Genomic DNA, 11,603 nt, shown 5'->3' with positions numbered 1-11,603 from the left:
GACCCTCTGATTAACAGTCAGATGCTCTAACCAACTGAGCTAAGGAGGAATTTTGTGTTTCTTTCGGAGCTTGTTCCGAATTGGTGATGCAAATGTAGGAGGCTATTCCATTTATTCCAAACTAGAATCAGGAAAAACTGCATGTTTTTACTTGATGTGCTGTTTTTGCATTCAAAATCAGAGACTTATTTTTTTACTTTTAATTACTCTCCTCGAATCAATGTAGCAATCAGGGTTTGTAAACTACGTTTATGATTGAAAGGATTTTAAATTTCTATCGGCAATCTTAATCTTGATCTTTCACACTGAATTTACGAGTTAGTACTTTCACAAACTTCGTTTTGCGGAAGCGTAAAGCTGACCAGTCTTCATTGATAGCTATTTGTCGCACGCTTTCGTAATCAAACTCGCCTAAATATTTCCAGCCAGAATCCCTGTTGATTTGCGCCTTATAGCGCTTAGAAGTTCCTTTGGGGTAGGCTAGCCAAATCTGTTGATCGTCCGGAGCTAGAGCCTGCATTTCGAAAAAGTATTTTTTCACTTCTTCTTCTGTCTGGACAAAAGCAAGCATAAAATCAGGTTTGGGAGCGGGCTGAATCAAACCGTCTCTTTTCCAACTATCAATTAACTCTTGAAGTTCTTGCGGGCAGTTCCAAACTTGGATATTCATTCCCTCTTTCCAGGTCATTTTCTTAAGCAATGGGTCCATTTATTACCTGTTTAGTGTCCTCTAAATATAAAAATAAACTATCTAAGGTAATTTCGATTGCGAGGCTACTAGTCATTTTACTTACTTTTAGTTTTTCGATAAAGCTTAATTATGAAAACTCCGTTAGTAGTAATCATTTTGTTTTTTCTATTTTCCTGTGCCAACGCTCAGGATGAGCTATTTACCAGTTTTGGAGAAGGAGTGGCTATAGCCACGTTAAAGGATGATGGGCTGAATGAAATCTCAGGCCTGGCAAACAGTAGAAATTTTCCGGGAGTTATATATGTTCACAACGATAGTGGAGGAGAAGCGGCGGTGTATGTGTTGGATTCTTTAGGTAATAATTTAGGAAGAATAGAATTTATTGATACCGAAAATAGAGACTGGGAAGATATTGCTGTTGGGCCAGATATTGATGGTAAATCCTGCATCTATATTGGAGAAATCGGTGATAATAATGCTGTTCATGAAGAAGTCGTTATCTACCGGGTTCCAGAACCAAAGACTAGTAATACGGTTAGTCAAACAGCTCCAGAAAAGACGGTTTTAAAATATCCAGGAGGGGCTAGGGATGCGGAGTCTCTTATGGTTGACCCGATTTCAGGAGATATTTTTATTATTTCAAAAAGGGATAGTGTCAATACATTGTTTAGGCTGCCGGCTGAGAAATTTGGAAAAGATGAGGTGGAATTGGAAGAGTTGATTAAACTTCCCCTTACTAGCTCCACAGGTGCGGATATTTCAGCAGATGGAAGCCAGATCTTGGTGAAAAATTACTTGGCTATTTATTATTGGAAAAGAAATAACGGAGAAAGTATAGCACAAGCCATGAGCAGAGAGCCAGAGGAATTACCTTATTCACCGGAACCACAAGGTGAGGCTATAGGCTTTCGGTCTGATGGAAAAGCATTCTATACACTGAGTGAAAAACGATTCGATCTGGATCCCGTTCTTTATAAGTACACAGCCAATAAGCCTTGATGCAAACTACTTCTACTATTCTGATGGTTCGTCCAGCAAATTTTGGCTTCAATCCGGAAACTGCTGAAAATAACTTTTATCAACAATCAGATAATAGACCTGCCGATGAAATCAATAGGCTTGCTAAAAAAGAGTTTGATGGATTTGTGGCAATGCTCAGGGATCAGGGTGTTCAGGTGATCTTGGAGGATGATACTTCTCAGCCCGTGAAACCGGATGCAGTATTTCCGAACAATTGGTTTAGCACACACCCTGATGGACGATTGATCCTATATCCTATGTTTTCTCCGACAAGGAGATTGGAAAGGCGGAAAGATTTTATCGAGGATTTGATGAAGCGTAAGTTTCAGGTGGATGAGATTATAGATTTGAGCTTTTTTGAAGACGATGGGCAGTATCTAGAGGGGACAGGAAGTATGGTGATGGATCATCAATCCAAGATAATATATGCATGTTTTTCAGAACGCACTCATGGCATCCCTCTTGACTATTTAGGGAAGTTACTTGGCTATAAAGTCATTGGATTTAATGCTGTACAGGAAAATCAAGGTATTCTTTCTCCTATTTATCATACGAACGTGATGATGCATGTAGGTACAGACTTGGCAGTTGTTTGTTTGGATAGTATTCCAAAAGCTTCCGAAAAGCAGGCAGTACAAAAGAGCTTAACCCAGGCTGGTAAAAAAGTGGTTCCCATTACTCCAAAGCAAAAGTTTTACTTTGCAGGAAATATGCTTGAGGTAGGGAATGATGGAGGTGAAAAATTTACGGTTATGTCGGAAACTGCGCTGGATTCGCTGAATGTGGGACAGATTCAATTGATAGAAAAATACTCAACCATCATTAGTCCTTCCATTCCCACAATAGAGAAATTGGGTGGAGGAAGTGCCCGCTGTATGATGGCTGAGATTTTTTTGCCTCGAGGTTAATACATTGAATCAGGTTTTTGCACCTGGATCTGCAAATTCCTTTTAGCCACCGTGAGTGTCTCACTCACGGTTTTCCATTAGGAATTTTGTAATTTCAATATCATCTCGGGTCACATTTTCCGGAACATAAAAACCTGACTTTTATGCAGCTAGGCAGATTATACTTTTTTACTGCTACAATTCACGATTGGATTCCATTATTGGGGAAAAGAGATTTTAAAGAAATCATCCTAGCTAGTTTAGGGTATCTAGTTGATAAAAAATACATGAAAGTGTATGGGTTTGTCATTATGCCAAATCATGTTCATTTGATTCTTGAAAACATTAAGTTGAATGGGAGAGAGAATCCAAGCGCAAGTTTATTGAAATTCACAGGCCATCGATTTCTGAAAAAATTAATGCAAGAATCCCCTGATTTTCTTCATGAATTTAAAGTGAATCAAGTAAATAAAACCTATGAATTTTGGCAAAGAGATTCATTGGCAGTTGAGTTATATTCACCAAATGTAGTCTATCAAAAATTAGAATATATTAACAATAACCCATGTCAAAAGAAGTGGATGCTGTCTTTTGATCCAATAAGTTATCCTTACTCGTCATTTAATTTTTATGAAACAAACTCTGATAGTTTTGGATTCTTATCTCATATAGGAGAGAGGCTCTGAATGATGGCCTTTTTTGAGCAGATGTTAAAGTTGCGGGTGGGAGAGATTTAGCGTTTTGCCGTTCGTGAGACACGAACTGCGGCAAAAATTGATAGAGAAATACTCAACCATCATTAGTCCTTCCATTCCCACAATAGAGAAATTAGGAGGTGGAAGTGCACGCTGTATGATGGCTGAGATTTTTTTGCATCGAGGTTAATACATTAAATCAGTATTTTGCTTCTGTACCTGCTAAATTCCGGTGTAGTTAAATGGAGAAATCAAACTCAATTCTTCTTTCAATTTATCAGAAATAGGAAGGTTGGCGATGAATTCTGAAATTGATTTTTCCGTGATTTTTGAATTGGTTCTTGTCAGATCTTTCAGTGCTTCGTAAGGTTTGGGGAAACCTTCTCTTCTCAGCACAGTTTGGATTGCTTCTGCTACTACTGCCCAATTTTCTTCCAGATCGGAATGGATGGCAGCTTCGTTCAATTCCAGTTTACCAAGGCCTTTCAGCAAAGACTCGAAGGAAATCAACATATGTCCAAGAGGCACACCGATGATTCTCAATACCGTGCTGTCTGTCAAATCCCGTTGAAGTCTAGAAACTGGCAGTTTGGCTGCCAAGTGCTCCAAAAGCGCATTTGCAATGCCCAAATTTCCTTCAGCATTCTCGAAGTCAATCGGGTTGACTTTGTGTGGCATTGCAGATGATCCGATTTCTCCAGCTTTGATCTTTTGCTTGAAATAGTTCATTGCCACGTATTGCCACACATCTTTAGAAAGATCAAGAAGGATGGTGTTGATACGTTTTAAGCCGTCAAAAATAGCAGCAAGATTGTCATAATGCTCAATTTGAGTAGTAGGATAGCTTCTTTCCAAACCCAAATACTCACCTACAAACCGGTAGGCAAACTCATTCCATTCAAAATTTGGATACGCCACGTGATGCGCATTCATGTTGCCGGTCGCTCCACCGAATTTTGCTGAATATGGAATATGGTTAAGTAAAATTAGTTGCTTCTTAAGTCGGATTACGAATACTTCAATTTCTTTGCCCAGCCGGGTAGGAGAAGCTGGCTGTCCGTGCGTTTTGGCAAGCATTGGAATATCTTTCCATTCAGTTGCCAAGGTTTGAAGTCTATCGATCACAGCATCCAACTGTGGTAGAATAACTTCATTCAAACCTTCTTTCAGCATTAAAGGAGTTGCTGTATTATTGATATCCTGAGAAGTAAGTCCAAAGTGTATGAATTCCTTATACGATTCTAACTCTAAAGCATCAAATTTCTCTTTTAGGAAGTACTCAACTGCCTTCACATCATGGTTTGTGATTTTCTCTGTGGTTTTGATGGTTTCCGCATCATCCATAGAAAAGTTGGTCACAATCGATCTGAGGTTCTCGAAGAGATTTTTATCGAAATCCTTCAATTGAGGCAATGGAAGTTCGCATAATGCTATGAAATACTCTACTTCTACATGAACTCTATATTTGATCAAGGCAAACTCCGAAAAATAAGCTCTCAAAGGGACCGTTTTGCCAGCATAGCGTCCATCTACAGAAGTCACTGCGGTCAATGCATTTAATTCCATCTCTTTAAATCAATTTGGTTTTAGGAAGCTGCAAAGTTAATTTTTTGAAGCCAAAAGTAGGGCCTTGAATACGCTAATTCAGGAAATAACCTTTAAATAATCCGAACCAGCGAAACATTATCTGAGTTATCTAGATCAAATAATCACCCACAAGCCAGAATATTTGGCATACAAGGTTAATTTTGCATCCATTAAACAAATAAAAGCTCAGATCAGGAATGTTCAATTTATTTAAGAAAAAGAAGGAAGAGGTAAAGGCACCACAGTTTTTGCCACTAAAAGTGAGAGAGGTAGTAAAAGAAACAGCAGATACAGTTACCCTGTATTTTGAGCAGCCAGAGCCATTTTTGGATTATAAGCCAGGTCAGTTTTTGACATTGGTTATGGAGTTTGAAGGGAAGGAGCAGCGTAGATCTTACAGTCTCTGCACTTCACCATATGTGGATCCCTTTCCGGGAATTTCTGTAAAACGTGTTCCAAAAGGTAAATTTTCCAACTTTTTAAATGAGCGTGTTTTTCCTGGGAAAACTATCAATGTGCTTAAACCTTTGGGGAATTTCACTACTAATTTTCACTCCAAGAACAAAAAGCATTTCTTCTTAGTAGCCGCAGGTAGCGGGATCACGCCTATCATGGGCATATTGAAATCCGTCTTGGTGAATGAACCAAATTCCAAGGTTTCTTTGCTTTACTGTAGCCGTAATGAGGAGCAGATTATCTTCAAAAAGGAATTGGAATCACTGGTGGAGAAAAATGGGGATAGACTTGAAGTGATACATAATTTGAGCCAACCAGGAGCGAACTGGTCTGGCTTATGTGGTAGATTGTCGAAGGAGACGATTTTAGAATTCATCCAAAAAGCAGAGGCTGAGCAAGATTTTGATAAGGAATATTTTGCATGCGGGCCTGAGGGAATCATGGATAATGTAGTGGCTGTATTGGATGAGTTGGGCGTTCCGACTGAGAAAGTACATCGTGAAAGTTTCTATTCAGCTGCCGCTGACAAAGCTCATGATGATGCCGCCCATGGCATTACGGGAGGGTTATTGACCCGTGATGTTACGGTTGTTTTGGAAGGTGAAGAAAGGATAGTGACTGTTTCACCTGACAAAACTATACTTGAAGCTGGTCTTTCTCAGGACCTGAACATGCCCTATAGCTGCCAAAGTGGATTATGTACCGCGTGTAGAGGTAGATTGCTTAGTGGCAAGGTGAAAATGGATGAAGATGCTGGTCTTAGCCCAAATGAAATTGAAGCTGGCTATGTACTTTGCTGTGTAGGTCACCCACTTACTGATGATGTCAAAATCACCATTGAGTAATTTGGACAACAGTAACGAAACTCCAATTTTGGAAAATCAGGAATTCAGGAGGGTTTATAAAAACCTTGATCAACTAATTTTGATCCTACTGATCTTGGTTTTACCACTTTTTGGGATGATCTATTTGTATCAATCAACTGGGGAAATCAACTGGGATTTGCCTGAGTTGCCAGTGGTTTTTGGACAAATTTTATCTGGTGCTGGCATTGGTCTATTACTTGCCCAAGACTTACTTTTCCGCAAGAAAATTAAGGTAGTCTTCGATACTGATGAGCTGCTGATGAAACTAAAGATCTATGCAAACGCTACCAGGGAACGGTATTTTATACTTTTTCTGGTTGCTTTGATCTGCTCGGCCGGATTACTTTTTTTCGGATCGGCCATTTACAACGTGATTTTTGCTGTGGCGTTATTTTTCTTTTCTGTGGCCAAGCCAACTCCTGAGCGAATTAAAAGGTTGCTAAAACTCAATAAGGAAGATGCTGAAATTATTAGGTTGGCGTCAAGACCGGATTGAGAATTGAGACCTTAGCCTAAAGATTTTAGAATCAAGATATCAGAGTCAAGAGTCTATCCACTTGAATTAAAGGGCACTAAAATAACCTGTTAGAATTTCCTTTTTAAAGCGCTGAAAGCGCTTAATATTTTTAGACCAGCTTGATAGGGCTGGGTATTTTAATGGATTGTAATTTTCAGCTCTGAAAGAGCGAAATAAAGCATTTAGAAATTATTGCGCTCTTTCAGAGCTATCTCAATCATACTAGATATTGGTCGACCCAGCCCTAACAGGCTGGGCTCTTTATATATTTGGCTTTCATCCCCATTCCAATATGGATTAATAATCCCTTATAGCGTCCTAATAACTTTTGTGCTCCGAACAGTAATAAATCAAGCACAAAAAAAGCCAATCCATGCGGATTGGCCTTTTCGGATAAATTATAGCTAATTAATTTTCTATAGAGATGTTGCCCGATGAAATCGATCCTTTCACCCACGCGGAAGCATCATTATCGATTTCCAGGTTTTTGCCTGTGCTGATGCTTCCTACTTTCAAATTTCCAGAGGAAGCCTTTAACGAGAAATTATATGCTTTCAAATCAGATGGAGTCTGGATTTTGAAATTTCCGGAAGTACCGTTGAAGTTTGTGTTTCCACTGAGTCCAGCGTTGGTTGCACGAATGTTTCCTGATGTAAACTTCATTGATCCTAAAGAACCTATGTTGCTCAACTTGGCATTTCCTGAAGTAAGTGCTACGCTTAATTCGCCCTTAACTCTATCTGCGTCCAAAGAACCGCTGGTAGACTGATATTTTACACTTCCGCCCACATTATTGATGTCAGCATTTCCGGAGGTCACTCCAGCATCAATGTCTCCGGATACTTTGTCTACGTACAGCGATCCTGAACTTGCTCTGATTGAAAGGTCTCCAGAGATATTTGTAGCGGTGATTTTGCCTGAGGAAACTCTCAGATTAGTTTCATTCCCGATTACCTTATCTACCGTCAACGTACCTGAGGAGTTTTTCATGTCCAGATCAATATTCATTGGACCAGTGATTTTGATATAGCCTTTGTTTCGGTTATTTCCCCAGGAAGAATTGTTTGAGCTTTGTTCATAGGAGATTTTGAGTACATCGCCTACCGTTACAAAAATGATATCCTGGTTTTCATTTGATGATTCAAGAAATGCTTCCACATTCACATCAGAATCTGAACCGCCCATATACGATACATCCAGCCAGCCACCACTTACTTCGACGGCTTTGATGTTGGAGTAGTTTTTATTGGTATCTACCAATACTTTCTGTGCAAAGCTGACCACTGAGATCAGCATCATGGCTAATGCCAAGGTTGATAATTTAAAGAATTTGTTCATAGTTACGTTGTTTATCTGATAGTGACTCCGAAGCTCAAGGCTTGAACTTCTGGGCCTAAATTTTCTTGGAAAAGGTTGTTTAAATCGTAATTAAAGAAAAGGATAACATCACTAACTCCGATTTCTGCGCGGGCTCCATAGCGGAAGTTTTCCACGTACATGTTTGACTTTTCAAATTGCTTTTGCTTTTTGCCGTTTTCATCGTCATAGACATATTTACCACGTCCGCCGATTCTCACGCCTGCATATCCACCTAATCCAAGGCGAAGTTTCTGGTTGTTCGTGAGTAGGGTAGGAACCAAAGTAAAGTTGAGGTAGGAAGCTGAGATTTTGGATTTGGTACCTGTGCCTGGTCCTGCGAATTCCTCCCAAACGATTCCATCCGGATTTTTCACTGCGATCAAACTTCTGTCTTCCAGTTTGAAATTGTACCAATTTACTCCCAGAGAAGAGTACAGATGAAAGTTTTGAGAGATTTTTGTGGTTCCCATCAGATTGATGGCATAGTACCAGGAACCCCAAGGCTTCACTGTTGGCATCCTGTCAGTAGGTGTCACCTGGTTGATTCCAAGTTCAGTATCCAGCCCTACAGAGAATCGCCTCGTTTTATGGATGTCACTGATTTTCACTTCATCAACTTCTTGCACGTCGAGAATCCATTTTCCGTCCTCTTTTTTCTGGTAAGACCAAGTGTTCCCAAATACTTTGATGACCTTAGTTTTGGTATAGATTACTGTATCTGGTTCGCTCTGCGCAAAAGCTTGGCTTAAGGAGAAAACCAATATTAATAGTGGTAGTAGTGTAGTTTTCATGGTGTAAAATTTTTGAGAAAAAACTCGTTTTAAAAATGTCACGCTGAGTGGAGTCGAATTCTAGTTCGATCCCGATAGCAATCGACTCCGCTCAATGTGACTTAAAATACTATCCCAAAAGTGATCGGGTTAAGTGCCGGACCTTTGTCTTCCTGAAATAATTCATTCAGGTCGTACGTGGTGAAGAATTTGACTCTTCCGATTCCCAGCTCGCCACGTATACCATATCTGAAATTTTGTAGGTACAGCCCAGTGTCTTGTTTGTCTTTATGACGACCTGATCCACCTAATTCTCGATACACATATTTGGATTGGCCGCCCAACCTGTATCCTGCGTAAGGTCCTGCAGCGATTCTCAATCCTCTTCGGCCATCGTCGCTCATCTTGCCAAAATCCAGCTCCAGCATAGTCATGGCGGTGATGTAAGAAGCAGAGATTTTGCTCTTGAATCCGTCCACATCAGTTCTTTGGATAAAGTCAATGGAATTATCGCCTCTTACTGCTTGGAAGTCCCTGTTTTCAAACTTGAAGTTGTAGAACTGGAAACCAAGTCCGAAGTCCCAATAGAATCCTTTAGAAATACGTTGCGCAGCCATCCAATTGATTCCTACATTCCAGCTTCCCCAGCCTTTTACAGCGTATGGATTATCTGAGGTTGGGAATTTTCCATCTTCCAGGTAATTATTTACTCCTAGGTCCAGGTTAAAGTATGTTCTGAAAGGAGGGTCGCTGCGTCTTTTTAACCCTGGCTCAAAACGTACTTTGGTATTTTCTCCCGTCTCATCCACTAGGAGACGCATATTCCCGATGTATACTTCGGTTTCTGCTCCATCTTCAGTCACTTTTACAACTTGCTTGGATGAGCCATCTTTTTTCTTGATTTCAACGATGGTTGTTTCTCCGGTTTCTTCATTTTCTTCCAGATCCAGCTCACGGATGATCTGATTGATGTTCATCAGTTTTAGCTTTTCAAAATCTTCTTTGCTATTCACGATGATTACTATTCTTCCGGCTTTACCGAATTCCACCACTACACTGTCACTAAGAACGCTGTGGTCTACCGATGGCATGGTTCCTGCAAATCCCATTTGCACGATGGCCATCAAACAAAATAATAGAAGGTATTTTTTCATTGGTATTTAGAGTTATCTATCAAATGGCATCCTGCATTTCGGGCAAAAAAGGTCTCCGATTGATGCATGGGTCATGCCCGTCTGCCAATGGCAGGCTCGATTTAATGTTGAGTTTCGAATTATTTTAGTTGGTGAAGTTTACTTTTCTGCCTTTGATTTTCGGGTTGTAATAGAAGCGAAGAGATTGTTTTTTGCATCCTGCAGGTCTGCAAATCCTTGATCTACTTTGCCCAATAAGCCCTCTACTTCGCTGACAGTTTTGCCGATCTCGGCGATTAGGTTTTTATCTTTCGGTTCTTCAGTCAGTCCACTGGAGTAGATTTTAACCCGGTATGCTGGTTCAGCTTCAACTGGCTCAGTTGCCTGCGCCACAGCTTGTTCGAAGTTCAAAGGAGGAAATACCGCTTCTTTAAATTCTGGTGTTTCCACCTCAATTTTTGGGGCTTCCGTTTTTATTGGCTTTGGTTCCTCTTTTACTTCGTTCATTGCCACAAGATTTTGAGGAGTTGTATTCTGAGGTTTTTGAGTTTTAGAAGAAGTATCAGCAGGCTTGGCTTTAGGTTTTCTGATAGTAGTTGGTTTAGTCTTCAATTCCTCAGCAGCCTGCTGATTTTCAATTTCTTTTTCCGTCTTTTCTGGTGTGGTAATTTCTGCTTTCTCTGTTATTTCAGGCGTTGTAATTTCCGGTTGAGTTGGTGTTTCTGAAATCACCTCAGTGGTATTGTCAGCAAGTATTGGCTTTTCTACGCTCACATCTCCTTCTCTCAACACAAAGTAACCAACAGTAAAAAGGATAGTAATAGAAGCAGCCGCTGCCCACCAAATCCCCTTGTAGGATTTAGATTGCTGAGGAAGCTGAGACTCCAGCCTTTCCCAGGCAAGCTTGCTTGGTCTTACGGTATGGTTTTCGAGTTTTTCTTTGAAAAACTGATCGAGATTATTTTTTTCCTTAGCCATTGATTCTCCTTTCTTTTGGTGTTTGACTGGCAATTTTTTCCTTCAAAGTATTCCTTGCCCGATTGAGCTGGGACTTTGAAGTGCTTTCTGTGATTCCCAAGAGATCTCCAATTTCCTGGTGAGAGAAACCTTCGATTGCGTAAAGGTTGAAAACTGTCCGATATCCTACCGGGAGGCTTTCCACCATTCTTATCAAATCTTCAGTTTCCATATGATTGAGCTCGTAGTTGTGATCCTGATATTCAGTCTCATTTTCCATGTTGATCTCCATCATTAGATGACGATGACTTCTCAACGTCATGAGAGCTTGAGTGACGATGATCCGCTTCATCCAGCCTTCGAAACTTCCCTTTGACTGAAACTGAGGGAGTTTTTCAAAGATTTTCATAAAGCCTTCGATCATCACATCTTCGGCATGTTCCCGATCTTTTAGATATCGGATGCAGATGGCCAAGAATTTTCCCGAATACTGATCATACAAGTGGCGCTGCGCCATCCTGTCTCCTTTGAGACACCCTTGTAGTAAATCTGATTCGTTTGAAAAATTGACTCTGCTGAACATTTGAATTAGCTTTCAATAAGGTAGATGCCCGTATTTAAAAAATGGTTGCTTGGGTTAGTGAAAAAAAGTTAATAATTTTTCT

Annotated in this window: 12 protein-coding genes and 1 pseudogene; 6 read left to right on the top strand and 7 right to left on the bottom strand. The window is 40.1% G+C overall.

Features of this window, described 5'->3' with window-relative positions:
- Window positions 1-286 precede the first annotated feature (286 nt).
- Window positions 287-709, bottom strand: a complete 423-nt coding sequence (locus AACZ73_RS21625) for a hypothetical protein (protein WP_339880964.1) — start codon at window positions 707-709, stop codon at window positions 287-289.
- A 111-nt stretch (window positions 710-820) separates the two neighbouring features.
- Here AACZ73_RS21625 and AACZ73_RS21620 point away from each other — a divergent pair, with 111 nt between their 5' ends.
- The 4 genes and pseudogenes from AACZ73_RS21620 to AACZ73_RS21605 all read left to right on the top strand — a co-directional run.
- Window positions 821-1,690, top strand: a complete 870-nt coding sequence (locus tag AACZ73_RS21620; RefSeq protein WP_339880963.1) for a hypothetical protein — start codon at window positions 821-823, stop codon at window positions 1,688-1,690.
- Window positions 1,690-2,619, top strand: coding sequence for an arginine deiminase-related protein (locus tag AACZ73_RS21615; protein ID WP_339880962.1), 930 nt, complete (start codon window positions 1,690-1,692; stop codon window positions 2,617-2,619). The genes AACZ73_RS21620 and AACZ73_RS21615 overlap by 1 nt, the downstream gene beginning before the upstream one ends.
- A gap of 143 nt (window positions 2,620-2,762) precedes the next feature.
- On the top strand, window positions 2,763-3,284 hold the full coding sequence (locus AACZ73_RS21610; protein WP_339880961.1) for a transposase: 522 nt from the start codon (window positions 2,763-2,765) through the stop codon (window positions 3,282-3,284).
- A 79-nt stretch (window positions 3,285-3,363) separates the two neighbouring features.
- Window positions 3,364-3,483: pseudogene (locus AACZ73_RS21605) on the top strand (arginine deiminase-related protein); the annotation flags it as partial.
- Between the two features lie 32 nt (window positions 3,484-3,515).
- On the opposite strand, the gene purB reads toward AACZ73_RS21605, so the two are convergent.
- Window positions 3,516-4,859, bottom strand: coding sequence for an adenylosuccinate lyase (gene purB, locus AACZ73_RS21600; RefSeq protein ID WP_339880960.1), 1,344 nt, complete (start codon window positions 4,857-4,859; stop codon window positions 3,516-3,518).
- Between the two features lie 218 nt (window positions 4,860-5,077).
- Between purB and AACZ73_RS21595 the strand changes: the two genes are divergently transcribed.
- On the top strand, window positions 5,078-6,181 hold the full coding sequence (locus AACZ73_RS21595) for a ferredoxin--NADP reductase (protein WP_339880959.1): 1,104 nt from the start codon (window positions 5,078-5,080) through the stop codon (window positions 6,179-6,181).
- A complete protein-coding gene (locus tag AACZ73_RS21590) occupies window positions 6,159-6,698 on the top strand; it encodes a hypothetical protein (protein ID WP_339880958.1) in 540 nt (179 codons plus the stop codon). The genes AACZ73_RS21595 and AACZ73_RS21590 overlap by 23 nt, the downstream gene beginning before the upstream one ends.
- Before the next feature lie 429 nt (window positions 6,699-7,127).
- On the opposite strand, the gene AACZ73_RS21585 is transcribed toward AACZ73_RS21590, so the two are convergent.
- The 5 genes from AACZ73_RS21585 to AACZ73_RS21565 form a co-directional block, all read right to left on the bottom strand.
- Window positions 7,128-8,057, bottom strand: coding sequence for a DUF4097 family beta strand repeat-containing protein (locus AACZ73_RS21585; RefSeq protein WP_339880957.1), 930 nt, complete (start codon window positions 8,055-8,057; stop codon window positions 7,128-7,130).
- Between the two features lie 11 nt (window positions 8,058-8,068).
- Entirely contained in the window at window positions 8,069-8,869 is an 801-nt protein-coding gene (locus AACZ73_RS21580; RefSeq protein ID WP_339880956.1) for a hypothetical protein, read from the bottom strand.
- 101 nt (window positions 8,870-8,970) lie between these two features.
- Entirely contained in the window at window positions 8,971-10,002 is a 1,032-nt protein-coding gene (locus AACZ73_RS21575) for a hypothetical protein (protein WP_339880955.1), read from the bottom strand.
- Between the two features lie 138 nt (window positions 10,003-10,140).
- On the bottom strand, window positions 10,141-10,959 hold the full coding sequence (locus tag AACZ73_RS21570; protein ID WP_339880954.1) for a hypothetical protein: 819 nt from the start codon (window positions 10,957-10,959) through the stop codon (window positions 10,141-10,143).
- Entirely contained in the window at window positions 10,952-11,521 is a 570-nt protein-coding gene (locus AACZ73_RS21565; RefSeq protein WP_339880953.1) for a sigma-70 family RNA polymerase sigma factor, read from the bottom strand. Before AACZ73_RS21565 ends, AACZ73_RS21570 begins: the two co-directional genes overlap by 8 nt.
- Window positions 11,522-11,603 lie beyond the last annotated feature (82 nt).

Source organism: uncultured Algoriphagus sp. (assembly GCF_963974835.1).
Lineage (GTDB): Bacteria > Bacteroidota > Bacteroidia > Cytophagales > Cyclobacteriaceae > Algoriphagus.
The sequence above is the reverse complement of the archived record's forward strand: the minus strand, read 5'-3'. Positions and strand labels throughout refer to the sequence as shown.